Origin of the sequence: Streptomyces sp. SA15 (assembly GCF_002291145.1) — a bacterium.
Lineage (GTDB): Bacteria > Actinomycetota > Actinomycetes > Streptomycetales > Streptomycetaceae > Streptomyces.
Window position 1 is genome coordinate 115,727 of record NZ_NTGE01000195.1, and the last position, 23,758, is coordinate 139,484.

The 23,758-nt window shown below is 70.0% G+C and carries 26 protein-coding genes and 1 pseudogene; 6 read left to right on the forward strand and 21 right to left on the reverse strand.

All coding sequences use genetic code 11. The features are described from left to right. The first annotated feature begins 18 nt into the window (after positions 1-18). Positions 19-402, forward strand: a complete 384-nt coding sequence (locus tag CLM62_RS41670) for a 5-carboxymethyl-2-hydroxymuconate Delta-isomerase (RefSeq protein WP_095755080.1) — start codon at positions 19-21, stop codon at positions 400-402. On the opposite strand, the gene CLM62_RS41675 is transcribed toward CLM62_RS41670, so the two are convergent. The 3 genes from CLM62_RS41675 to CLM62_RS41685 all read right to left on the reverse strand — a co-directional run bounded on the left by CLM62_RS41675 (position 362) and on the right by CLM62_RS41685 (position 3,637). After that, a complete protein-coding gene (locus CLM62_RS41675) occupies positions 362-1,078 on the reverse strand; it encodes a TetR/AcrR family transcriptional regulator (protein ID WP_095755081.1) in 717 nt (238 codons plus the stop codon). The genes CLM62_RS41670 and CLM62_RS41675 overlap by 41 nt on opposite strands. Positions 1,079-1,153: 75 nt before the next feature. Then, on the reverse strand, positions 1,154-3,076 hold the full coding sequence (locus CLM62_RS41680; protein ID WP_095755082.1) for a hypothetical protein: 1,923 nt from the start codon (positions 3,074-3,076) through the stop codon (positions 1,154-1,156). 57 nt (positions 3,077-3,133) lie between these two features. Continuing rightward, the gene (locus tag CLM62_RS41685) at positions 3,134-3,637 is read right to left on the reverse strand and encodes a tetratricopeptide repeat protein (protein WP_179382453.1); all 504 of its coding nucleotides are present in this window, start codon (positions 3,635-3,637) and stop codon (positions 3,134-3,136) included. Positions 3,638-3,766: 129 nt separating this feature from the next. On the opposite strand from CLM62_RS41685, the gene CLM62_RS41690 reads away from it, so the two are divergent. After that, positions 3,767-4,198 (forward strand): hypothetical protein, encoded by a 432-nt coding sequence (locus CLM62_RS41690; RefSeq protein ID WP_095755083.1) that lies wholly within the window; start codon positions 3,767-3,769, stop codon positions 4,196-4,198. A 94-nt stretch (positions 4,199-4,292) separates the two neighbouring features. Here CLM62_RS41690 and CLM62_RS41695 read toward each other — a convergent pair whose 3' ends face one another. The 9 genes and pseudogenes from CLM62_RS41695 to CLM62_RS41740 form a co-directional block, all read right to left on the reverse strand. Further along, entirely contained in the window at positions 4,293-5,831 is a 1,539-nt protein-coding gene (locus CLM62_RS41695) for a DUF1996 domain-containing protein (RefSeq protein ID WP_095755084.1), read from the reverse strand. A 202-nt stretch (positions 5,832-6,033) separates the two neighbouring features. Beyond that, positions 6,034-6,687 carry a response regulator transcription factor gene (locus CLM62_RS41700; protein ID WP_095755085.1) on the reverse strand — a complete coding sequence of 218 codons (654 nt, stop codon included), beginning with the start codon at positions 6,685-6,687 and terminating at the stop codon, positions 6,034-6,036. Then, the gene (locus tag CLM62_RS41705) at positions 6,672-7,949 is read right to left on the reverse strand and encodes a sensor histidine kinase (RefSeq protein ID WP_095755086.1); all 1,278 of its coding nucleotides are present in this window, start codon (positions 7,947-7,949) and stop codon (positions 6,672-6,674) included. Before CLM62_RS41705 ends, CLM62_RS41700 begins: the two co-directional genes overlap by 16 nt. A gap of 52 nt (positions 7,950-8,001) precedes the next feature. Further along, on the reverse strand, positions 8,002-9,021 hold the full coding sequence (locus tag CLM62_RS41710) for an SDR family oxidoreductase (protein ID WP_095755087.1): 1,020 nt from the start codon (positions 9,019-9,021) through the stop codon (positions 8,002-8,004). Between the two features lie 60 nt (positions 9,022-9,081). Next, complete coding sequence (locus CLM62_RS41715; protein ID WP_095755088.1) at positions 9,082-9,648, reverse strand: winged helix-turn-helix domain-containing protein; 567 nt, start codon at positions 9,646-9,648, stop codon at positions 9,082-9,084. Between the two features lie 328 nt (positions 9,649-9,976). Beyond that, on the reverse strand, positions 9,977-11,005 hold the full coding sequence (gene glnII / locus CLM62_RS41725) for a glutamine synthetase (protein WP_095755090.1): 1,029 nt from the start codon (positions 11,003-11,005) through the stop codon (positions 9,977-9,979). Between the two features lie 354 nt (positions 11,006-11,359). Then, on the reverse strand, positions 11,360-12,007 hold the full coding sequence (locus tag CLM62_RS41730; protein ID WP_095755091.1) for a hypothetical protein: 648 nt from the start codon (positions 12,005-12,007) through the stop codon (positions 11,360-11,362). 96 nt (positions 12,008-12,103) lie between these two features. Continuing rightward, entirely contained in the window at positions 12,104-12,883 is a 780-nt protein-coding gene (locus tag CLM62_RS41735) for a hypothetical protein (protein WP_257004400.1), read from the reverse strand. 58 nt (positions 12,884-12,941) lie between these two features. Continuing rightward, positions 12,942-13,049, reverse strand: a pseudogene (locus tag CLM62_RS41740) (ArsC/Spx/MgsR family protein); the annotation flags it as partial. A 187-nt stretch (positions 13,050-13,236) separates the two neighbouring features. Between CLM62_RS41740 and CLM62_RS41745 the strand changes: the two are divergent. Both CLM62_RS41745 and CLM62_RS41750 read left to right on the forward strand, forming a co-directional pair. Beyond that, positions 13,237-13,551: a hypothetical protein gene (locus tag CLM62_RS41745; RefSeq protein WP_095755092.1), complete on the forward strand. Its 315-nt coding sequence runs from the start codon at positions 13,237-13,239 to the stop codon at positions 13,549-13,551. Positions 13,552-13,748: 197 nt separating this feature from the next. After that, the gene (locus CLM62_RS41750) at positions 13,749-14,069 is read left to right on the forward strand and encodes a hypothetical protein (protein WP_095755093.1); all 321 of its coding nucleotides are present in this window, start codon (positions 13,749-13,751) and stop codon (positions 14,067-14,069) included. 105 nt (positions 14,070-14,174) lie between these two features. Here CLM62_RS41750 and CLM62_RS41755 read toward each other — a convergent pair whose 3' ends face one another. After that, entirely contained in the window at positions 14,175-15,362 is a 1,188-nt protein-coding gene (locus CLM62_RS41755) for a winged helix DNA-binding domain-containing protein (RefSeq protein WP_095755125.1), read from the reverse strand. Between the two features lie 325 nt (positions 15,363-15,687). On the opposite strand from CLM62_RS41755, the gene CLM62_RS41760 reads away from it, so the two are divergent. Beyond that, a complete protein-coding gene (locus tag CLM62_RS41760; RefSeq protein ID WP_095755094.1) occupies positions 15,688-15,978 on the forward strand; it encodes a hypothetical protein in 291 nt (96 codons plus the stop codon). A gap of 21 nt (positions 15,979-15,999) precedes the next feature. Here the strand turns inward: CLM62_RS41760 and CLM62_RS41765 are convergent, their stop codons facing one another. The 4 genes from CLM62_RS41765 to glnA all read right to left on the reverse strand — a co-directional run bounded on the left by CLM62_RS41765 (position 16,000) and on the right by glnA (position 19,407). Then, positions 16,000-16,584: a hypothetical protein gene (locus CLM62_RS41765; protein ID WP_095755095.1), complete on the reverse strand. Its 585-nt coding sequence runs from the start codon at positions 16,582-16,584 to the stop codon at positions 16,000-16,002. A gap of 2 nt (positions 16,585-16,586) precedes the next feature. Then, complete coding sequence (htpX, locus tag CLM62_RS41770) at positions 16,587-17,507, reverse strand: zinc metalloprotease HtpX (RefSeq protein ID WP_095755096.1); 921 nt, start codon at positions 17,505-17,507, stop codon at positions 16,587-16,589. 115 nt (positions 17,508-17,622) lie between these two features. Then, positions 17,623-17,880 carry a hypothetical protein gene (locus CLM62_RS41775; protein WP_095755097.1) on the reverse strand — a complete coding sequence of 86 codons (258 nt, stop codon included), beginning with the start codon at positions 17,878-17,880 and terminating at the stop codon, positions 17,623-17,625. A gap of 117 nt (positions 17,881-17,997) precedes the next feature. Then, positions 17,998-19,407 (reverse strand): type I glutamate--ammonia ligase, encoded by a 1,410-nt coding sequence (gene glnA, locus CLM62_RS41780; protein WP_095755098.1) that lies wholly within the window; start codon positions 19,405-19,407, stop codon positions 17,998-18,000. A gap of 199 nt (positions 19,408-19,606) precedes the next feature. Between glnA and CLM62_RS41785 the strand changes: the two genes are divergently transcribed. Further along, complete coding sequence (locus CLM62_RS41785; RefSeq protein ID WP_095755099.1) at positions 19,607-20,074, forward strand: RDD family protein; 468 nt, start codon at positions 19,607-19,609, stop codon at positions 20,072-20,074. A gap of 110 nt (positions 20,075-20,184) precedes the next feature. Here the strand turns inward: CLM62_RS41785 and CLM62_RS41790 are convergent, their stop codons facing one another. The 4 genes from CLM62_RS41790 to lipB form a co-directional block, all read right to left on the reverse strand. Beyond that, positions 20,185-20,886 (reverse strand): DUF4191 domain-containing protein, encoded by a 702-nt coding sequence (locus CLM62_RS41790; protein ID WP_095755100.1) that lies wholly within the window; start codon positions 20,884-20,886, stop codon positions 20,185-20,187. 79 nt (positions 20,887-20,965) lie between these two features. Continuing rightward, entirely contained in the window at positions 20,966-21,166 is a 201-nt protein-coding gene (locus CLM62_RS41795) for a hypothetical protein (protein ID WP_095755101.1), read from the reverse strand. A gap of 282 nt (positions 21,167-21,448) precedes the next feature. Then, a complete protein-coding gene (lipA, locus tag CLM62_RS41800) occupies positions 21,449-22,438 on the reverse strand; it encodes a lipoyl synthase (protein ID WP_095755102.1) in 990 nt (329 codons plus the stop codon). 377 nt (positions 22,439-22,815) lie between these two features. After that, positions 22,816-23,613, reverse strand: coding sequence for a lipoyl(octanoyl) transferase LipB (gene lipB / locus CLM62_RS41805; RefSeq protein ID WP_095755103.1), 798 nt, complete (start codon positions 23,611-23,613; stop codon positions 22,816-22,818). Positions 23,614-23,758 lie beyond the last annotated feature (145 nt).

Below are 23,758 nucleotides of genomic sequence, written 5' to 3' on the forward strand. Positions count from 1 at the left end.
CTTGGAACAGGAGTGCCCATGCCGCAGATCACTGTCGACTACTCAGCGACGATGGCCGCCGCCTTCGACCGCGCCGGTTTCGCCGAGGCCCTGCACTCGGCGACGGTCGAGATCGCGGCGGCGAAGCCGGAGGCGTGCAAGACGCAGTTCCGCCGTACCGAGGACACGCTGGTCGGTTTCGAGGACGAGGGGCACGCGGTCGTCCACGTGATGATCGGCCTGCTCGCCGGGCGCACCGAGGAGACCAAGGCGAGACTGACCGAAGCGGTCCTGGAATTGCTCAGCAAGTACATCGAGGACGACGGCTTTGCCCTGCACGCCTCCGTGGAGGTGCGTGAACTCGACGCCTCCTACCGAAGCGCTAGGACGCCAGCGAGATCAGCCGTGCGGCCAGGTCGCTGAACGGGCCCTCGACCGGTTCGTCCTTGAGGATGCGGCGCAGCAGCGCTGTCATCTCGGGGTCGTAGGCGGCACTTACGGCGGCCAGCGCCGCGAAGTCGTGCACGAGCTGCGCCTCCAGCTCGGCGCGCGGGATGCGCCGGCCGTCCAGCCAGATCAGCGCGGTCGACTCGGCGAGCGAGATCCAGGAGCGGACGACCAGTTCCAGTCGCGCGGGCGGATCCTCCACCCTCAGATGCGACAGGATCTGGTCATAGGCGGCCTGTCGTACGGTGTCGATGAGCGCGTTCGTCGCCGAAGCTGAACTGATCAAGCGGGCTCCGCCCGCGGGGACCGCGGGGCCGCCGCGCATCAACGCCGAGAAACCGGGGCCGTGTTCGTCGACGAAGTCGAAGAACCGGTGCATCACCCGCAGCAGCCGCGGCCCCAGCGGCCCGTCGTGCGGCTCGACGAACCGGCCCGCCAGGTCCTCGGCGGCGCGCTTCAACGCGGCTTCGTACAGGCTGAGTTTGCCGGGGAAGTAGTGGTAGACCAGCGGGCGCGAGATACCGGCGGCCGACGCTATCTCGTCGATGGAGACCTCATCGGGCGAGCGGCGGCTGAACAGGTCGAGAGCGACGCCGATCAACTGCTGCCGCCGCTCCTCGACACCCATTCTGCGGCGCACCCCGATAGTCATGCGAACACTTTACCGATCGGTTCCGGCCTCGAACGGACCGGACCGACCAGCCGTGTTCACCTTCTTGCCCGGCGGCTACCGCAGACCGCTGATCGAACGCCCGTTGTCCAAGGTTCCCTTCAGACCGGCCTGCGCTCCCCGCTTCGTGCGTACGGTGAGCAGGTTGCCCTGCGTGGAACCGTCGATCCCGCCGGTCGCGGTGATCGACGCCGTGTCCCGGCTGCCTGCCGCGAGCAGGTACCAGGGCCCCGCCTCCGACTTCCACAGCACCCCGGCCAGCACATGCGGATCGCGCGGGCCGCACGCCGGAACGTTCTCGGCCTTCGCCGCCACCGCCCCGTACGCCCCGCGCGGTGTGTGGAACTGCGCCAGCACGCGGGTGCCGTCGCCCCGCCAGGTCTCGGCCCGGGTGCACACCCACGCGGCCGTACCGCTCGCGTCGGGCAGCGGCTGCTGGGCGTACTCCCAGGCGTTCACCGACCGCACGCCCTGCGAGCGTACGGCGGACAGGGAGCAGGCGAACGGTGCCCAGGCGCGCTGTGCCTTCGCGCCCGACGCCTCGTGGGGCGAGCCGGGCCGTCCGGTGGTGAGGTGGGCGGGGATCAGTTCGCCGAGGTCCGTCAGCAGGCGCGTACCGGAGTCGTCGGTCAGCTGGAGCACGTTCCACGACGTGCAGACGCCGTTCCGCAGGGCCGGGCTGGCCATCGGTGCGGTGATGCCGTCGGTCAGCGTGAGGTCCATCGCGCCGGCCCTCGGCTTCCGCAGGTCCCGCTCGGCCGCCTTCCGCACCCAAGGAGCGGTCAGATAGCGGACGTTGCCGTCGGCCCGGCCCAGCACCATGGCGCTCGCCTCGGCCCCCCGCGCGCCGTCGGCCCGCGCGAAGTCCAGCGCCGCCCTGCTCGCGCCGCCCTTCGGTTCGGCGTACCGGGCGATGCGTAGACCGTCGTAGAGGATCACCACGCGCGCGTTGTCGACGTTCCCGGCGTACAGCAGCTGCGGCGGGCCGGCCGGGCCGCCCGACGGGGTGCCGGGGGTCACCGAGACCTGCACCTTCTCGCCGGGGCGGGCCCAGACGGCGAGGGCGCGGCGCAGCAGGCCCCGGTCGTCGGTGAGGTCGCCGCGCGCGGGCCAGACGGAGAAGTCGGTGCGCGCGGAGGACTTCCACGCGGTGGGCGCGACCTTGGTCAACTTGTCCGGGTCCAGGGCCGCCTGGGCCGACCGGTTCTGCGCGTACGAGGGCGCGGCTGCGCCGTCGGGGCCCCAGCCGTCGCCGGGCAGAGCGAGCAGCGCGCCGCACACGGCGACGGCCGCCGCCGCGGCGAGCGCTGCCTTCATGTGCTGCCTGCGCCGCATCAGGTCGGTGGGCCGGGCCTGCAGCGAACAGGGGTCGAACTCGGGGGAGTCGAGCAGCTCGTACCGCGCGGCGAGACCGTCGGCCTCGCGCAGCGCCGCGTCCACGTCGTCGACACCGGCGGCCGTCAGCACCTCGCGTACGTCACCGTCCGGCAGCTTCTCCAGACCGCGCAGCACATACGCGGCACGGGCCGGGCCGGTCAGCGCGGACAACTGCTGGTCCAGGGCGAGTTCGTCGGCGCCGCCGGAGCGCGGGAAGAGCCTGAGGCCCCACACCTGGGGCAGCAGCGGCGGCAGCTGGGAGCGCTTGGGCCACGCCTTGCGCTTCAGCGGCAGGCCCGCCTCCAGTGCCGTACGCAGGACCTGCAGACGGACGAAGGCATAGCCCGGGTCGCCGTCGCGGCCCGTCGACTGGGCCGGGATCACGGGCGCGGGCGTCCGGCCACGGGGCAGCGCGCGCTGGGTGAGCGCGTGCGCGGTCACGACACGCCGGTTGCGGCCGATACCCGGCGGCAGTACCAGATAGGCGAGCCGGACGAGCCGGGGGTAGTGCTCGACGAGCGCGGCCTCGGCCTGCTCGATGTCCACGACCGGGTCGGTGGGGGAGGCTGGGGAGGGGCGCGGGGCGACATCCTGTGACTGCACGTTCAGCAGAACGAGGGAATCGCCGGTTGGTCACCTCCGCACGTCCAGACGGGTGAGTCAACCCTCCGACACAGGCCCTAGCAGGGCGCGCGCGTAGTTCGCCATCGACCGCTGGTAGCGCGGCAGATGGGGGGCGAGGGCGCCGAGTACGAGGGCGAGGCCCTCGCGGTCGCGGCCGAGGCTGGACAGGCACAGGGCCAGGGTCGCCCGTACCGCGTCGTCCAACTCGTCGGAGGGGGCGTCCAGCTCGGGTGTCAGCAGCTTGACGCCTTCTTCCGGCTGTCCGATGTTCCTGAGGGAGCTGGACAGCTGGATCTTCGCCCGGCGGGCCTTGTAGCCGCTCAGCCCCTTCGCGAGTGCCTCCCGGTACAGCGGAACCGCCTGGTCCGAGTGGCCGGTCGAGTCCCAGGCGCAGGCCTGCTCGAAGGGGCCCAGCGGACTGTCCGCGGGCAGTTCGGCGACCAAGGCGTCGATCACGGCGCGGAAATCGGCCGCGTCATAGCCGTCCATGGCCGCCCAAGCCGCGCTCACGCGATCTTCCCAGTCCTGGTTCACCGGCATACCCTCGCACACCCGTGCCCGCGACAGCACCGGTATTTTGAGCGCTCCGGGCGCCTGAGCCGTATCGAAGACGAGGGCCCCTCGCCGGGGCTCCGTACGGCATGTCGCCGGAAGGGACCGGAGGAACACATGAGGTTGACCCGACCGAGGCTCGCGCTGGCCGGCGCGGTGGCGGTACTGGCACTGGCGGGCTGCGGATCCGACGGGAACAGTGAGGCGGATGTTCCGGAGACGGCGACCGGCAGTCTCGAGCACCTGGCCGCCGAGGCGAAGTGCAAGCCGAACATGCAGACCGACGCCGACACGATTCGCCAGGCCATCTGCAAGAAGGGCGCCGAGAAGTACGTCCTCGCCACCTTCGCCACCGACCGCGGCCAGCGCGAGTGGCTGAACGAGGCCAAGGACTACGGCGGCTACTACCTCGTCGGCCGCAAGTGGGTCGCCGTCGGCGAGGAGAAGACGGTCACGACGCTGCGCAGCACGCTCGGGGGGACCATGGAGGAGGGGTCCGAGCACATGAACCCCGGTGGCAGTCACAACAGTGGCGGTCACTCCGGCTGACCGCGCAGGGCGCGGATGCCGCGCAGGTTCCGGGGCAAGCGAAAGCCGGCGGTGGGAGACCCCACCGCCGGCTTCCTAGTGTGCTACCGGGTTGCTACTGGCAATCCTGGCCACTGTTGATGCACTCGACCATCTGGTTCATCACGTTCTCGTCGAAGAAGTTGATGAAGTCGTTGTGGTCGGTGATCGGCTTGTGCAGCTGGTCCGGGAAGCCGTCCAGCGCGTACGCGTTCTGCACCTGCCCGTTCTCGATCTGCGGTGCCGGGACGTCGTAGACCAGTTTGGCCTGCAGCTGGGGGATCGCCTGGAAACCGTTGGCGCAGCTGCCGTCCTCCTGGACGAAGGCCACGTGGTCACGGTGGTTGGCACTGTCGATGTTCTGACCGTCCCAGCAGCTCTGGAAGTTGGACGTCCGCACCACGGAGCTGCCCTCGGGGCAGATCGGGTACTTGTCCGTCACCTGCCGGTCCTCGAAGCCGGTGCAGCTCCAGGAGGTGTTGGCGTTATTGAGGCCGTTGGTGAAGGCCTTGGCGTCACCGGTGATGATGCGCAGGGCCTGCGGCATCGCGACAACGTCGCTCGTCTTGTTGCCGACGAACTTCAGCTCGACCTGGCTGACCTGCTGGATCGTGCCGACGTTGCCGTCCTGGCCGCCACCGGGGGCGTTCGCGTCGATTTCGTCCTGACCGTCCTGGATACGGAGCACCGGCCAGTAGTACGTCGACTTGTCGCCCTGGTTCTGGCAGCTGGTGTCGGCCTGGAGGAACTCCTCGTCACTGGTGAACGCGTCGTTGTCCTGGTTGCCGACGTAGTCGTGCTGGTGCTGCGCACCGTTGCTGACACCTGGAGCGACGATCACGTTGTCCGAGTTGCGGTTCTCGTTCTCGTTGGTGCCGCACTCCGTGGTGAAGCTGCCCGTCGAACCGGAGTCCCCGTTCGCGGCCAGGCCGTTCGGGAGGTTGCGGGAGCCCGGCTGGACGTCCTCGATGTTGACGAAGTCGTCCGCGACCGGGCCGCCCTCCTGGACCTGATCCTGACCGTCGCCCTGGTCCTGACCCTGGTCCTGGCCATCGCCCTGATCCTGGCCCTGGTCCTGGCCGTCGCCTTGGTCCTGACCGTCGTTGTTCTGGTCCTGACCCTCACCGGCGGCGGTGTCCGGCTGGTCGGCCGGCACACCCTCGCACTGGGCGAGCTGTTCGGCACCCTGCGGACGCTCACCGCCCGCGCGCTGGATGTTGATGCCGATCCGGTCGATGGTGGCCGTCCGCTTGGACTTCAGCGGACCGAGGATGGCGTTGTCGACGAAGCCGGAATCCCCGGCTTGGGCCTGGCGCGTGTCCGCCAGACGCTTATAGGCCTCCGTGACCTGCTGGTCCAGCTTCGCCAGCTCCTGGTCGACACCGGCGCGTGCGCCGTCCGGCACGTCGGTCAGTTGCTGGCCGACGTCCGGACATTTGATCGTCGCGATCTGGGCGCCCGAGGCCTTGATCTGGTTCTGTGCCGAGTTCTCCTCATGTGCCGAGGCATAGAAGTTGGCCCATATCAGCCCGCCCCCACCGAGCGCTAGGGCCGCCGCCCCGGCAACGGCCTTGGTGGCCAGCGGCGTACGGCGTTTTCTTGTGTTGCGTCCCATGGAACTCCTCTGACTTCCTTGCGGGGCTATCGAGGCGCCCGACAGGAGTGAAGCGGCTCCCCTCAGTACGGAAGCCGTCCCACGGGTGTTCAGCCGTCTCAGGAATTGGTGAAAGATTCGCGAGACAATTCGGCCTCAACTACACATGGAATACCGGGAGTTGTTGATCCCTTACGGCATGTGCGGGATCCGGGGCCCGATTTCAGCGGTCCTGGTCCAGATAGGCGAGAACCGCCAGGACGCGGCGGTTGTCGTCGTCCGACACCTCCAGGCCCAGTTTGCTGAAGATGTTGGAGGTGTGTTTGGCGATCGCCCGTTCCGTGACGACGAGCTTCTCCGCGATCGCCGCGTTCGACCGGCCCTGCGCCATCAGCTCCAGCACCTCCAGCTCGCGCGGGGTCAGCCGCCCCAGCGGCCGGTCGTCGCCCGCCCGCCGGGACAGCAGCTGCTGGATCACCTGCGGGTCCATCGCCGTACCGCCCGCCGCCACCCTTCGTACGGCGTCCACGAACTGCTCCGCGTCGAACACCCGGTCCTTGAGCAGATAGCCGACCCCGCCGCTGCCGTCGGCGAGCAGCTCACGCGCGTACAGCTGCTCCACGTGCTGCGACAGGACGAGCACCGGCAGGCCGGGTCTGTCCCGCCGGGCTTTCAGCGCGCACTGCAGCCCCTCGTCGGTGTGGGTGGGCGGCAGCCGGACGTCGACCACGGCGACGTCCGGCCGTAATTCCGCCAGCGCGGCGGTCAGCTCGGGGCCGCTCTCCACGGCCGCGGCGATCTCGAAGTCGTGGGCCTGAAGGAGCCGGACGAGTCCGTCGCGCAGCAGGAACAGGTCTTCGGCTAGGACAACGCGCAAGGGATCTCCAGGGTGACCATGGTGGGGCCGCCCGCGGGGCTGCTGACGGCCAGAACGCCGTCGAATGTACCCAGTCTCCGCTCGACCCCGGCCAGGCCCGAACCGGCCCCGATCACCGCGCCGCCCTTGCCGTTGTCGGTGACCGAGATCCGCAGCATGCCGCCGCCTTCTTCGACGTGGTGCAGGTCGATCCAGATCCGGTCGGCGTTCGCGTGCTTGACCGCGTTGGTCAGCACCTCGCTGACGGCGAAGTACGCGGCCGACTCCACCGGCGCGTCCGCGCGGCCCGGCAGCTCCACGTTCACCTCCGTGGCCACCGGCAGGCGCAGCGCCAACGCCTTGACGGCGTCGCCCAGTCCGCGCTCGGCGAGCACCGGCGGATGGATGCCGCGGACGAGTTCGCGCAGTTCGGAAAGGGCGTCCACGGAGGACTGACGGGCCTGTGCGAGCAGCCGCCTGGCCTGCTCCGGGTCCTTGTCGAGGAGCATCTCGATGGTGCCGAGGTCCATGCCCATGGCGACCAGCCGGGCCTGCGCCCCGTCGTGCAGGTCCCGCTCGATGCGCCGCAGTTCGGCGGCGGAGGTGTCGACGGCGTCCCGCCGGGTCTCGGTCAGCACCCGCACTCGCTCGGCCAGTTCGCCCTGGCCCGCGGCGAGGACGGCCCGGGTAAGGCGGAAGTGGGCCTCCAGGAGCCGAGGAGTGAGGAAATGGGCGAAGAAGATGATGACCAGGCCCAGGACACCGGCGGCCAGTGCGGAGGGCTGCCCGGTCACCGGCACGAACCCGTACCAGTACCCGTCGGGGAAGACCCGCCACAGCCCGGCCGCGATCGCGAACCCCTCCAGCGGGTAGAACAACAGCAGGGCCGGCAGCAGCGCGGTGACGAACCCCGCCGACATGTCGACCGGCAGCCACCTCAGGTCCCGCCAGGTCGCCGGATCGCGCAGTAACGCGAACGTGCGCGTCCACGGATTGGCGCCCTTCGGGATCGGCCGGTACGCCGAGGGGATCTTCACCCCGCACCACTGGGCGGCCAGCACCCGCCGCCAGTCCGCGAACGCCCGCACCCCCGCGAGAACCCACGGCGTGGTGACGAGCCCGATCCCGATCGGTATCAACGCGATGGACACCAGGGAGAGCGTGAAACAGACCACCGCCCCCGGCAGCAACACCAGCGCCAGCCCGAGCCCTCGTACCGCCGCGAGCCCGATCCCCCGCACCCTGGTGGAACCGCTGCCACTCTTCGTCTCGATGGTCGTCATGGCGTCAGTCTCACCGAGGGGGCGGTGTGGGACACGGGGTTTGGGCTCCGGATCAGGGGGTGGTGCCAGGTACACCCCCGCCGCCGGCCAGCACCTTCGCCTCCACCTCCGGATCGAGGCCCTTGGCCGTCCGGTCCGGCCGCTGCGGCGCCGTACCGCCGATGTCCTTCAGCCACTTCCAGGTATCGGTCACGGTGTCGGCGACGGGGCGACAGTCCAGTCCCGTCGCCAGCGCCCGGGAGACGTCCGCGGCGTGCAGGGCGTCGTGCAGGTCGCTGCCCGGCGGCACCCACACCGGCAGCTGGACCCACGGCTCGATCCCCGCCTCCAGGATCACGTCCGGGTCGGTCCACCGCAGCTCGGCCGGACCGCCGGTGGCGCGCACACAGGCGTCGAGCAGGGTGCCCATGGTGGCGTGCCCCTGCGGCCCGATCAGGGTGTACGGCCCGCTCAACTCCCGCTCCACCGCGCCGAGGATCCACTCGGCGAGGTCACGGACATCGACGTACTGGAGGGGCAGGTCGCGCGGCCCGGGCGCGAGGACGGGCCCGCCGCGGGCGATCCTGCCCAGCCACCACGGCAGCCGCCCGACGTTCTCGTACGGCCCGAGGATCAGCCCCGCCCGCACGAGCACCGAACGGTCCGCGCCGAAGGCCTCCACGGCGGCCAGCTCGCCGCCCCGCTTGTCCCGCGCGTAGTCCGTCTGCTCGGCGTCGGCGGAGGCGCCCTCGACCAGGGGTGCGTCCTCGCCGTATCCGGCGGGCCGGGGCCACTCGTACACCGAGCAGCTCGACACGTACACATACCGCCCGGCGCGGCCCCGCAGCAGCCGCGCCGTGTCCCGTACGGCCCGTGGCGCCGCCGACCAGGTGTCGACGACGGCGTCCCACTCTCCCTCCGCGAGGGCGGTGAGCCCGTCGGGCGCGGTGCGGTCACCGTGCAGTGACCGCACACCGGCGGGCGGCGCGTGCCGTCCCCGGTGGAAGACGGTCACTTCCCAGCCGCGCGCGAGGGCCGCCTCGGCGACGGCCCGTCCCGCGAACTCGGTCCCACCCAGCAGCAGAAGTCTCATGCCGGTGACTCTGCCCGGCCGGCCCGCGGGACGGAACGGGAATTCGCCGTCAGCAGAGAGTCAACGCCCCGTCGGCGGCGCGTACTTGTATCCGACCCGGCGCACGGTCTGGATCACCTGCCGATGCTCGGCGCCCAGCTTGCGGCGCAGGCGGGCGATGTGGACGTCGACGGTACGGCCGTCGCCCACATGTCCGTACCCCCACACCGTGGTGACCAACTGGTCGCGGCTGTACACCCGGTAGGGATGGGAGACGAGGTGGGCGAGCAGCTCGAACTCCAGGTAGGTGAGGTCGAGCGCGCGCCCGTCCACCTCGGCGGTGCGCTGCGCGGTGTCGATCCGCACGAGCGGGTCGCCGGCGGCCCCGGCACCCGTCTCCGACCGCTCGGGCACCGCCACCGGCGGGAACGGCGGCTGCTGGTCGGCCGGGACGAGCACCAGGTACCCGACCATCGGCGGCCGGCCCGGCAGGGCGGGCAGGGTGTGCGGGGGAGCGGGCAGCAGGGTGGCGCCCGGCGGCAGGAAGTCCGCCACGTCCACCACCTCGTCCCGGTCGACGGCACGCAGCCGGTGCCGGGCGGGGGAGTTCAGGGGTGCGGTGGAGGAGAGGGAACGAGTGTTCGCCATGAGAGGTCAGCTCTTTTCGCGCGAGAGGTTCGTCAGGGGACGTACGTCGTTGCGCGCCGACCGAAGGCCGAGGTGCGGCTTTAGAGGGCCGGCGCGTTCACCGCGCGGCAACACTCCCGGTCGAAGTCGTGGTGCTGACGGGAAGGCCAGAAGGGCTCGAGGTCATGGCGACCCGTCGCGGAGATCTTCTGGAAGCTGGCCATACTCCCATTGAAGCAGACGCGATCCTCCCGGTGGAGCCTCCTCTCACTGCTTGGACGCACCCATGACACACGCGAGGGGCGCCCACCGTCCTGGTGGGCGCCCCTTGACGAGCCGTCGGGCGGGATCAGACCTGGCCGGCCTTCTCCAGCGCGGAGCAGCAGGTGTCGACGATCAGACGCGTCACGACGTACGGGTCGACGTTGGCGTTCGGACGGCGGTCCTCGATGTAGCCCTTGCCGTCCTTCTCGACCTGCCACGGGATACGGACCGAGGCGCCACGGTTGGAGACGCCGTAGGAGTACTCGTTCCACGGGGCGGTCTCGTGCAGACCCGTCAGACGGTCGTCGATGCCGGCGCCGTAGTTCTTCACGTGGTCGAGCGGCTTGGAGCCCTCGCCGAGCGACTCGGCGGCGGTGATGATCGCGTCGTAGCCCTCGCGCATCGCCTTCGTGGAGAAGTTGGTGTGCGCACCGGCGCCGTTCCAGTCGCCCTTCACCGGCTTCGGATCCAGGGTGGCGGCGACGCCGAAGTCCTCGGCGGTGCGGTAGAGCAGCCAGCGGGCCACCCACAGGTGGTCGGAGACCTCCAGCGGGGAGACCGGGCCGACCTGGAACTCCCACTGGCCGGGCATGACCTCGGCGTTGATGCCGGAGATGGCCAGACCCGCCTTGAGGCAGTTCTCCAGGTGCGCCTCGACGACGTCACGGCCGAAGATCTCGTCGGCGCCGACACCGCAGTAGTAGCCGCCCTGCGGGGCCGGGAAGCCGCCCTTGGGGAAGCCGAGCGGGTAGCCGTCCTGGAAGAAGGTGTACTCCTGCTCGATGCCGAAGATCGGCTCCTGGGAGGCGAACTTCTCGGCGACCTCGGTGAGCGCGGCACGGGTGTTGGACTCGTGCGGCGTCATGTCGATGTTGAGGACCTCGCACAGGACGAGGACGTCGTCGCCGCCGCGGATCGGGTCGGGACAGGAGAAGACCGGCTTGAGCACGCAGTCCGAGGCGTGGCCCTCGGCCTGGTTCGTGGACGACCCGTCGAAGCCCCAGATCGGCAGGTCGGCACCCTTGGCGTCGTCCGCCAGGATCTTCGTCTTGGAACGGAGCTTGGCCGTCGGCTGGGTGCCGTCGATCCAGATGTACTCAGCCTTGAAGGTCACGGGCCACTTCCTTCGGGGGTGTGTCTGGGCGCACTTGCGGGTGCTGCGGCGCTGCGGCACTGGGGCACCGCACTTGTCGCCCGCGAGCCTGTCAACAGGCGATTTCCCGGTCATTGCTCGAATGTGAACCCCGTGTTACCTGGTGGTTCTGTGGTCCGATTCACGTGATGTGAGCGCCGCGCGGGGAGGGAGCGGCTGGAACGCCGGCAACCGGACCTGTTCGCGGTCGCGGAAACCCGACGGTGCGGCAGCTCGTATGCGATGGGGGTGAGGGCCGGCCCGGACATGCCGGTCCCGCTGCTCCTGGCCGGGAGCAGCGGGACCCATGACACGTACGTCTTCGGCGTCCGAGCCTCACCCCACCTTCTCGATCACGGCCCGGCGGATCAGGAACTTGCCGGGCTCACGGACCTGTTCGAAGGCCGCGTTGTTGAGCAGCGCGCAGCTGCCGGAGACCGAAGTGACCTCCACCGTCGTGGACTTGTTGTTGTCCAGGTTGGTGACCTTCAGCTTCGTGCCGGCCGGGAACTGATTGCTGGACGCGGCCGGGGCGCCGCCCTCGCCGGACAGGGTGACCGTCGAGCCGTTGCACACCTGTTCACCGGCGGCCGCGGGGGCGCTCGTCGAGGGCTGCGCGGCTTCGGCCGCCTGCGAGGGCTGGGCCGCCTGCGAAGGCTGCGTGGCCCGGGAGTCCTGAGCCGACTCCCCAACCACGCACCCGGACGCCTCCTGCTTGCGCTGGATCTCCGCGATGACCGCCTCACGGTTGGCGATCCTGGCCTCGGACTGTGCGTCCGGAGCGGCCCGCTGACCGTCGATGAACTTCAGGTTGTTGCCGAGCGCGGTGGCAAGCCCCTGACAGACGGTCGACTCCGCCGCGGACTGCGGCCCCGCGGCGTTCGAGGTGCTCGCCATGACGAAGGCACCGCCTCCCGCCACCGCCGCCGCGCCGACTAGCAGCGCGGCCTTCTTGCTCGTACTGAGTGTTCTCCTACGCGACATGCGCGCCTCCTGCGAGGTCGGGGAGCGTACGCCGCTATGTACGAGATACCGAACGAAGTTACTCAGTGGTTACAGGAGTCACCGAAGTGGCCTGCGTCACATATTCCCTTCCTCGTACGCCACGACATCCTCATGGACGTACCGCAACAACCCCTCCGTCTCCTTCGTCAGCGCCGCCTCCCCGCTCTCCGCCCCGTCCCCCCACTGCCCGCCCGCGAACACCACGGACCGCACGGTCATCACCCGCCGGAAGACCCCGGCCGAACCGGGCGGCACGGTCGGCAACCCCGCCTCCGGCGGAGGGTCCAGCGAGACCACCTGATACGTCACCGGATCCATCGAGGCCATCGCGAACACCGTCGACGCGTCCTCGACCCGCGCGAAACTCACCGCGGTGACCGTCACCTGCGAGCGCCGCTCGGCGTCCGTGAACAGGGCGGCGCTCAACCGGGCGCGTCCTTCGCCCTGTTCGACCAGTGCGGCCAACTCCGGCGACATGGCGCGGCCGCAGTCGGTGGTGGTGGCGAGGGCGACGCGCTGGAACCGGGACCCGTCCTTCAGGCGCGCGCTCTGCTGCGGAAACGCCTGTTCGGGCCGGATGACGGGCCGCTCGAGCGGCGAGGCCAGGGCCGTCGGGGTGTCGGAGGGGAGGGAGGCGGTCACGGACGGGACGGCGGTTACGGACGCGGTGGTGGCCGATGCCGAGGGAACCGCACCATTCTCGCCGCCGTCACCGCCACCCGCGTACAGCACGACGCCCACAGCCACGGCCGTCACGAGGACGATTCCCGTGCCGACGGCGACCGCCCGCCGACTGCGCCGCCGCCGTATCCGCTCCTGCCGCCCGTGCGGCATTCCTTGATCACCGAAGGTCATGGCCGGGGAGGGTAACAGCGGACGTCCTGCGAACTCCCGCCCTCCGACAAGCCGTTGTCTACCGGTGCAAAGCCTCCCGTACGGCCTCGTCGGTGCGGCCCATCACCGCCGTACCGTCGTCCGCCGTGATGATCGGCCGCTGGATCAGCCTCGGATGCTCGGCGAGAAGATTTCCATGCCGCCCACGGTACGCGAAAACCCGTCCTCCACCTGCGTCACAGCGCCCCCGAAAGCCCTTGTGGCCAGGGGCTTTTGTCAGTGGCGGGCAGTAGAATAGAAGCAGTGTTCGAGGGTGTCGCCGGGGTCGCCGTAGTCCCCGGCGCCGGCGCCCTGACCGCGACAGGAGGATGCCTGTGCCCGCTGCCGCACTGAAGCCGAAGCCGTTGCCCACCCAGTCCACCGCGAAGCGCCCCGTCCAGCTCGAGATGCCGTACGCGCCCGTGGAGAAGCGGCCGTTGCCGCCGGGGCGGCCGCGTGAGTGGTACGTCACTCACAACCGCCGCCTCAAGGCGATGCGCCTCGCGATCGCCCTGCTCGACTCGGGCGTGTACGTGCCCAACCAGGCCCGCAACGAGACGATCCGGAGCACGGCGGAGATGATCGGGGTTCATCCGCCATCGGACACGACGTGCCACATGGTGCGGGCGTTCCTGCGTTACTCGCGGTGAGCCGGTAGTGCCGGGTGCCCTGTGCTTCGGGGTGCCCGGCACTCGCGTTGCCGGCCTGGCAGTGCTCCTGCGGATCGGGCGACCCGAGTTCCTCCAGCCACTGCGACGCGTATATCGCGTTGTGAGTCCAGGGGTGCGGCCATAAGGTCACCGGCATGTCCTTACGTCTTCGTATGCGTCAAGCACTGCCGGAAGCGATGCGCGCCCGTGACAAGGCCGCGGTGAGCGCCCTGCGCGCGACGCTTGCCGCGCTGGACAACGCTGAGGCGGTGCCAGTGGACGAAGCCGACCTCCGCGGCTTGGCCCTTGAGCAGGCGCCGGTCGGTATCGGCGTCACCGAAGCAGCCCGGCGTGAGCTGAGCGAGCGCCGTGTGGTTGATGTCGTGCGCGCCGAGGCTGCCGAGCGACTGGAGGCCGCAGCGCAGTTGACCGCGCCCGCGCATGCTGACCGAGCCGCGCAGCTCCGCGCGGAGGCCGCCGTGTTGCTTCGGTTCCTCGACGGTCACGGCACCGCATAGGACACGGCTCGCATCGCACTCGCCGCCCCCCATGAGGACACGCGGGACCGGACCCGGCGCTGGTACCGGCGTCACGGAGCTCGAAGATTTCGGCAGGCGCCCGGCCTATGCCCCCGCCAACTCCTTCTCCAGCGGCGTCCGGAATCGCGGCGTCACCCGAGTCGTCCCCACCCACCCCCGCAACCGCCCCGCCTCCTGGGCGATCGCCGCCTCCGCCTCCGCCCCCACCCCGTCCCTGTCCAGCAACCGCCACACGATCTCCCCGTCCGCCCGCTGGGCCCAACCCCCCACCACGCGCCCGTTCCACCACACCGTCGGTCCCACATTGCCGCTGCGGTCGAACAACGCGGATCTCAACTCCGGCGCGAGATACCAGTCCCGCTGCTGCCACCCCATCGCCGTCGGATCGAGCCCGGGCAACAGCGCGGCCCACGGCTCGTCGGGCTCCGCCACAGGGCCGACGTCACCGTCCACGACGTACCCCGTGCCCTCGTCCAGGGACACCGGCCGCGCCCCGATCGCCGTCAGCGCCCGGCGTACGTCCGTCACGCGCCATCCCGTCCACCACTTGAGGTCGGCCTCCGTGGCCGGCCCGCACACCGCGAGCCACCGCCCGAGCAGCGACGCCTGGGCCTCGGCCGGGTCCAGCTCGGAGTGCGCGGGTGCCACCGCCCAGCGGAACTGGCTGGACGTCCAGGAGCCGAGCGGTCGGCCCCGGACGACCTTGCCCTCGACGCCCAGCACCCTCAGCAGGCGCGTCGAGACGGTGTGCAGGCCCTCGTAGCTCTTCCCGGCCGCGTACACGAACTGCTCCCGCAACCGCGGCTCGTCCTCGGCGAGTTCGGCCGCCGTCGCCTGGCCGCGCCGGGCCAGCGCGGCCAGCGCCGACTCCTCGACCTCCTTCAGCCAGGTCGCGTCCGGCGCCCCGGCCGCCGCCATCTGCTTCAGCAGGGCGGCGCGCTCCCGGGCGGCCACCGCGAGGCCCGTGGAGGCGTGCACGACCGCGGTCAGCTCCGTCGGGAACACGAAGACCGTGTGCCGCATGCCGTGCATACGGACCAGCGCGCGGTCCTCGTACAACGCCCGGCCGGTCTCCGCCACGGTCCGCGCCGGGTCCGCGAGGCGCGCGCCCACGGCCAGGTACACCGTGGCGGGATCCGTGCCGTGCAGGGCGACCAGCGAGCCGGCGACCTCCTCCGGGCTCGCCGCCCGCGCCGCCCCGGCCAGCCGATGCCGCAGCGCGAGCCGTGCCCGCCGCTCCGCCACGCCGATGTACCGCTCCCCGTCACCCATGCCGGCCTCCACCACGCCCGTCACGTCCTCCGCGAAGACATCCTCCCGGACGCCACTGACAATCGGACGGCACTGCCAAACGGACGGCACCTGCCGCCCCCCGTCCGCCGCCTCCCCGGAAAAAGAAGATGCACCCGGAGTGACCGCGTCCCTACGCTGGACAAGCGTTGCGGAGTCGGCCACACCGCTTCCCGCAGGACAGGCATCCCCCTGCGGACCCGGGGCTACTCTCTACGCACCGACGGCCGGACGCCCTCCCCAAGCGCCCCGTCCGGACACCGCACCGCTCACCGCTCGGACCAACCCACGCACACGGAGGCCCGTCATGGGCACCATCGTCATATCCGGGACCGTCGTCCTGGTCGTTCTGGGATTCGGAAACCACGTCTGGTGGCTCGCCGCCGTCGCCGTGCTCTTCCTGTACATGCAGTACGGGCACAGCACCTCCTCGACGTCCTCGTCGGGAGGAGCGCCGTCGGGTGGGGCCTCGGGGCCCGTGCCCGGCAACTACCGCGCCTACCGTGATCGCCGTGACCGGCAGGCCAAGTGGGAGCGCCGCTACCGTCGCGAGCGCCCCTTCGAGTCCCGTCGGCAGGCGCGCGAGAAGGGCAAGTGAGACCCGTGGTGACGCCCCTGGTCACAGGCCGGGGGCGCCCCACACCGGGAACCAGCGGTTGAGGTCCTGCTCGATCCGCAGATCGCTCGCGAGCGCCGCCTTCACCCGCAGTTCCAGCGCGTTGTCGCGCCGCTGCGCCTCGCCGGGCAGCGGCGCGAAGGGGTAGAAGGAACCGCGTTTGTAGAGGTAGACCAGCGCGAGCCGACGGCCTTCCGGGTCCGTGAAGCCGGCCAGCGAGCACAGTAGTTGCGGGCCGAAGCCGTTGACCTCCATGGAACTGTTCACCGCGTGCAGGTCGTTGACGAGGAGCGGCAGCTGGTCGGGCGTGCGCTCCGACACCAGCCACGAATACCCGTAGTCGTCCCGCCGCAGCTCCACCGGAGGCCCGTCGCGGTCGGTGTCCGCGTCGAGCAGGGCCTGGACCTCGCGGTGCGTCTGCTCGAAGGCGGCGCCCTCGACCGTGGCGAAGCACACCGCGCCGCGCCCGGTCGGGGTGAAGGAGGCGGCCGCCTCCAGCGTCACCGCCGCCGACGGCAGCGCGAAGAGCTGGTCGAGGTCGGGCGCGACCGGTTTCGTCCGGCCGAGCAGGATGTCCAGCAGCCCCATGCTCAGTCCGCCCTCCCTGGGGTGGCCGCCTCGCCCAGCTCGCCGGAGATGCGCCCCAGCTGCTCCAGCCGCTGCTCCAGGCTCGGGTGGGTCGAGAAGAGCCGCGCGACGCCCGGCTCGGAGCCCAGCGCCGGGGTGAAGTAGAAGGCGTTGAAGGCCTGCGCGGTCCGCAGGTCCTTGGTCGGGATCCGGGCGATGTCGCCCGAGACCTTGGTCAGCGCGGACGCCAGCGCCGAGGGCCGGCCGGTGAGCAGCGCCGCCGCCCGGTCCGCCGCCAGCTCCCGGTACCGGGACAGGGCCCGGATCAGCAAGAAGCTGATCGCGTACACGGCCGCCGACACACCCATTACTGCGGCGAAAACGATGGCGGTGTTCTGATCCCTGCGCCCACCGCCGAACAGCTGCGAGTAGAAGGCGAACCGTACGATCAGCCCCGCGATCACGCCGAGGAAGGACGCGATGGTGATCACGGCGACGTCCTTGTGCGCCACGTGCGACAGCTCGTGCGCGAGCACGCCCTCCAGCTCCGCCGGCTCCAGCCGCCGTAGCAGACCAGTGGTCACGCAGACGACGGCGTTGTCGGGATTCCGGCCGGTCGCGAACGCGTTCGGCATGTCCATCTCCGACACGGCGACCACCGGCTTGGGCATGTTCGCGATCGCGCACAGCCGGTCGACCACCGCGTGCAGCTCGGGATACTCCTCGCGCTCCACGACCCGCCCACGCATCGCGAACAGCGCGATCCGGTCGGAGAACCAGTACTGCGCGCCGAGCATCGCCGCCGCGATCACGACGACCAGCACCACCGACTTCAGCAATACGATCAACGCGGCCACGAAGGCCACGTACAGGAGTCCGAGCAGAAACAGCGTGACCGTCATGCGCACGGTCAGTCGCCGATCGCTCCGGAAGCGGCTCTGCATCTTGCATCACCCCGCAGTCAGGCACTCGCCCCACTGCCCAGTGTGCACCCGCCCTCTCCCATGAAGCGGTCGCGATCAGTCCTAGGACCAGCAAAGACTTACGGTTCTGGCGGCTCTAGTACGGCGAGCGGAAGTTCGCGTACCCCAGCAGCAGGATGATCGCCGCCACGCTTCCGAGCACGATGGCCGTCGATATCCACGACGAGCGGCGCGGCTTCACAGGGTCGGGGTCGGCGCGGAACGGCTGCGGCGCGGGAGGGTTCTCCTTCCAGCGCGCGGCCAGCATCCGGGCCCGCGCGGAGGGCTCCTTGTGCTCGGCGTTGTCGGCCCACTTGAGGTCGAACTCCCGCTCGGCATCGTCCCGTTCGGACATTCCGGTAACCCCCGTCAGCTCTCTCGAACAGCAGTACCAGAATACGACGGCGCCCCCGCCCTGAGAAACAGGAACGGGGGCGCCGGACGGCTCATGCGTCGGTCGCGCGTGGTCCGATCACACGTCGAAGTACAACTCGAACTCATGCGGGTGCGGACGCAGCTGCAGCGGGGCGATCTCGTTCGTGCGCTTGTAGTCGATCCACGTCTCGATCAGGTCCGGCGTGAAGACGTCGCCCTGGAGGAGGAACTCGTGGTCGGCCTCGAGGGAGTCGAGGACGGCCGGGAGCGAGGTCGGGACCTGCGGGACGCCCGCGTGCTCCTCGGGAGCCAGCTCGTACAGGTCCTTGTCGATCGGCTCGGCCGGCTCGATCTTGTTCTTGATGCCGTCCAGGCCGGCCAGCATCAGCGCCGAGAAGGCCAGGTACGGGTTGCCGGACGAGTCCGGGGCACGGAACTCGACGCGCTTGGCCTTCGGGTTCGAGCCGGTGATCGGGATACGCATCGCGGCGGAGCGGTTGCGCTGCGAGTACACCAGGTTCACCGGCGCCTCGAAGCCCGGCACCAGGCGGTGGTACGAGTTCACCGTCGGGTTGGTGAAGGCCAGCAGCGACGGGGCGTGCTTGAGGATGCCGCCGATGTAGAAGCGGGCGGTGTCCGACAGGCCGGCGTAGCCCTGCTCGTCGTAGAAGAGCGGCTCGCCGTTCGCCCACAGCGACTGGTGGACGTGCATGCCCGAGCCGTTGTCACCGAAGATCGGCTTCGGCATGAAGGTCGCGGTCTTGCCGTTGCGCCAGGCGACGTTCTTCACGATGTACTTGAAGAGCTGGAGGTCGTCGGCGGCGTGCAGCAGCGTGTTGAACTTGTAGTTGATCTCGGCCTGGCCGGCGGTGCCCACCTCGTGGTGCTGGCGCTCGACCTGAAGGCCGGCCTTGCCCAGCTCCAGGGAGATCTCGGCGCGCAGGTCGGCGAAGTGGTCGACCGGCGGGACCGGGAAGTAGCCGCCCTTGTAGCGGACCTTGTAACCGCGGTTGTCCTCCAGCGCGCCGGTGTTCCAGGCGCCCGCCTCGGAGTCGATGTGGTAGAAGGACTCGTTCGACGAGGTGGCGAAGCGCACGCTGTCGAAGACGTAGAACTCGGCCTCGGGGCCGAAGTACGCGGTGTCGGCGATCCCGGTGGAGGCGAGGTAGGCCTCGGCCTTCTTCGCCACGTTGCGCGGGTCACGGCTGTACTGCTCGCCGGTGATCGGGTCGTGGATGAAGAAGTTGATGTTCAGCGTCTTGTCGCGGCGGAAGGGGTCGACCCGGGCGGTCGACAGGTCCGCGCGCAGCGCCATGTCGGACTCGTGAATGGCCTGGAATCCACGGATCGAGGATCCGTCGAAGGCGAGCTCGTCGTCCGGGTCGAACGCCTCGACGGGCACCGTGAAGTGCTGCATGACGCCCGGCAGGTCGCAGAAGCGGACGTCGATGAACTTGACGTCCTCGTCCGCGATGAACTTCTTGGCCTCGTCGGCGTTCTGGAACATCCAGCTCCTCCTACTCCCGACCGTTCCTTGCCGGGGTGGTAGTTCGTTCGTGCGGCCAGTGCGGTGGCACACGCTGACCTCGACCCTAGGGACGGGTGATTTCTCAAGCGTGACCCATTTGTTTCGTGCACGTTAACCGGACATCCTACTGCGCACCCCACCTGTCCGTATCCCAAAACGGGCGCAGTACCGTGGACGCGTGGACAAGAGGGAAGCAATCGGATCGTGGCTCTCGGGCCCCCGCGCGGCGGCCGAGGAAGCCGGTGTGGACTTCGGATACCGGGGCGAGCAGCTCGGCCTGCCTCAGGAGGGGCCGGGTTCGATCGCCCGCCCGGGACGGCGCCTCGGCGCACTGGCCGTGGACTGGGGAATGAGTGCTCTGATTGCATCCCAATTGATCACTCAGAGCTATGACCAGGCGTCCTCCAACTGGGCGCTGCTGATCTTCTTCGTGATGAGCGTCCTGACCCTCGGCACGATCGGCTTCACCCCCGGAAAGCGCCTCTTCGGCCTGCGGGTGGTCGCCCTGGACTCGGGCACGGTCAACCCGCTGCGCGCCCTGCTGCGCACGGTCCTGTTGTGCCTCGCGCTCCCGGCCCTGATCTGGGACCGCGACGGCCGGGGTCTGCACGACCGGCTGGCTCGCACCGTGGAAGTGCGCATCTAGCTCTTCCAGCGGCGGTACGACGACTTCCGGCGGCGGTACGACGAAGGGGGCGCCCGGTGAACACCGGGCGCCCCCTTTTTTGACGTGGGAGGTCTGACGCAGCAGGGGGGTCAGCGGGCCTTCGGTCCGCCCTTCGGCAGCTTCATGCCCTTCGGCATCGGGCCCTTCGGCAGCGGCATATTGCTCATGAGGTCGCCCATGGCCCGCAGCCGGTCGTTGGTGGCCGTCACCTGCGGACCGGTCAGCACGCGCGGCAGCTTCAGCATGGTCGTGCGCAGCTTCTTCAGCTCGACCTGGCCCTCGCCCGTGCCGACGACCAGATCGTGCACCGGCACGTCCGCGACGATCCGGTTCATCTTCTTCTTCTCGGCGGCCAGCAGGCTCTTCACCCGGTTGGGGTTGCCCTCGGCGACCAGGACGATGCCGGCCTTGCCGACGGCCCGGTGCACCACGTCCTGACTGCGGTTCATCGCCACCGCGGGGGTCGTCGTCCACCCCCGGCCTACATTGTCGAGTACTGCCGCGGCCGCGCCCGGCTGGCCCTCCATCTGCCCGAAGGCCGCTCGCTCGGCCCGGCGCCCGAATACGATCGCCGACGCGAGGAAGGCGAGCAGGAGGCCCAGGATGCCGAGATAGATGGGGTGACCGATCAAGAAACCGATCGCGAGGAAGACACCGAAGGTGACGATTCCGACTGCCGCGAGTACAAGACCGATCTTCTTGTCGGCCCTGCGGGTCATCTTGTAGGTCAGGGCGATCTGCTTCAGTCGCCCGGGGTTAGCAGCGTCCGCTGCAGTTTCCTTCCTCGCCATGCCACGAAGTCTACGTGGCCCCGGGAGCGCGGACGACGGCAGTGTGCCCGCGGGGAAGGGGAGGACGGGATGACCGGACTCAGGAGTGGGCGGTGAAGGTCTGTTCCAGCACGCGCTGGGCCTCGACCCGGTCCTTGGCGCGGCGGCGGTCCTCGAGGACGGACGTCCAGGCGTTGCGGCGGGCGGTGCGCTGACCGCTGCTCATGAGCAGGGACTCGACGGCACGGAGTGCGTCGGTGACGGACGGAATGGCTGTGGCGCGAACGGGCGCGGCCTGCATGATGGAGGTCCCCCCTCGATACCGCTGCGGGTATGGGTGTACGTGGCGTGAGTTCAGGGTCACTGATTGGTGTTACCAGGGCGTGACCGACCGGTCAAACACCAATGAAGCCTTGATGCGGCGGGCCCAAACACTGACGCGGCCCTGACGTACGCCCTCATCTGCGAGGACGGTCAGGACCGCGTCGTATCGGCCGCTACCGGCGAGTAAGTGCTTGTGCGGGAATTCACACGCTTGGGTCGCTCCCCGTTGGGCAAGGGGGGTGACGGTTTGTCGGGCAGGTCACACGGCCTGCGAGGCGACGGAGGAGCCACCCCGCTGCGGAGCAGCAAACTGACGCTGTTCGATCGCCATCTGGTAGAGCCGCCCGGCGCGGTACGAGGACCGGACCAGCGGGCCGGACATCACGCCGGAGAAACCGATCTCCTCGGCCTCCTGCTTCAGCTCCACGAACTCCTGCGGCTTCACCCAGCGCTCCACGGGGTGGTGGCGCACGCTGGGGCGCAGGTACTGCGTGATGGTGACCAGCTCGCAGCCGGCGTCGTGCAGCTGCCGGAGCGCCTCGCTGATCTCCTCGCGGGTCTCGCCCATGCCGAGGATCAGGTTGGACTTGGTGACCAGGCCGTAGTCGCGGGCCTCGGTGATGACCTTCAGCGAGCGGTCGTAGCGGAAGCCGGGGCGGATGCGCTTGAAGATCCGGGGGACCGTCTCGACGTTGTGCGCGAAGACCTCGGGGCGGGAGGCGAAGACCTCTTCGAGCAGCTCCGGTACGGCGTTGAAGTCCGGGGCGAGGAGCTCGACCTTGGTACGGCCGGCCTCGCGGGCGGCGGTCTGCTCGTGGATCTGGCGGACCGTCTCGGCGTACAGCCAGGCGCCGCCGTCCTCGAGGTCGTCGCGCGCGACACCGGTGATGGTGGCGTAGTTCAGGTCCATGGTGACCACGGACTCGCCCACGCGCCGGGGTTCGTCCCGGTCCAGTGCCTCGGGCTTGCCGGTGTCGATCTGGCAGAAGTCGCAGCGCCGGGTGCACTGGTCGCCGCCGATGAGGAAGGTCGCCTCGCGGTCCTCCCAGCACTCGTAGATGTTGGGGCAGCCGGCTTCCTGGCAGACGGTGTGCAGGCCCTCGCTCTTCACGAGGTTCTGCATCTTCGTGTACTCGGGACCCATTTTCGCCCGGGTCTTGATCCACTCGGGCTTGCGCTCGATGGGGGTCTGGCTGTTACGGACCTCCAGGCGCAGCATCTTGCGTCCGTCGGGTGCGACTGCGGACACGTCGGCTCCCTGTAGCTTCGATTCTTCGGCGTACACCAGGGTACGCCCGTACGTTTTCGGTCCCCGGGGTGGGCAACCTTGCGGAACGGTGGGCCATTCCCGCGCCCGGCGTCGGTGTGGGCGTTTGCTGGGGGCCCCGCCCCCAGGCCCCCGAGCCTCTGTCCACCCACCACCCGTCTCGGTTGGTCGAGAGGTGCACCACATCCAGCCCGTCGGCGTTTGAGGACGCGGCCGTTCAGGCCGATGGGGTGCAGGGGCGAAGCCCCGCGGGGGTACAGGGGGCGGAGCCCCCTGGCGGGGTCGAAGGGGCAGAGTCCCTGGGGATGGGACGGGTAGGGGCGGCGGGGGCGAGGAACACCCCACCCCCCAACGGCGTGCTACGCCGACGCCCGCTCAACCACCCGCGGCCTCAACTCCGCGTTCTCCAGCACATCCTGAAGGTGCCGCTCCACCACCGGCAGCACCTCGGCGATCGTCACGTCCCGGCCCAGCTCGTTCGCCAGCGACGTAACCCCCGCGTCCCGAATCCCGCACGGGATGATCCGGTCGAACCACACGTTGTCGGGGTTCACGTTCAGAGCGAAGCCGTGCATCGTGACGCCCTTGGCCACCCGGATCCCGATCGCCGCGATCTTGCGGTCCTCACGGCGCTGGCCGGCGTTGGACGGGGCGTAGTCCGGCCCGTTCAGCCGTGGGTCGAACTCCTCGTCGTGCAGCCGCGGATCGAAGTCCAGGGCGAGCCCGCCGAGCCCCGGCCGCTGCTCGACCGGGTCGCCGAGCACCCACACCCCACTGCGGCCCTCGACCCGGGTCGTCTCCACACCGAACTCCGCGCACGTACGCAGCAGGGCCTCCTCCAGCCGCCGTACATGCGCGACGACGTCCACCGGCCGCGGCAGCTTCTGGATCGGGTAGCCCACCAGCTGGCCCGGGCCGTGCCAGGTGATCTTGCCGCCGCGGTCCACGTCGATGACCGGCGTGCCGTCGAGGGGGCGTTCGTTGTCCGCCGTGCGCCGGCCGGCCGTGTAGACCGGCGGGTGCTCGAGGAGCAGGACGGTGTCGGGTACCTCGTCGGCGAACCGCGCCGCGTGCACCCGGCGCTGCTCGTCCCACGCCTCCTGGTACTCGACCGCGTCCGGACCGAACCCCATGCGGACGAACCGCAACTCACTCACGGCAAGCGCCTCCCTAGAAGGTCGTAAGGCACGAGGGGTGCCTACGCCACTGTACGACCGGTTGTACGACTGCCTGTACGAGCCGTAGGAACGGCCCGTCCGGGCGAAGGCCGGGAAGACCGGAACGTCCGCGTCAGCCCGACCC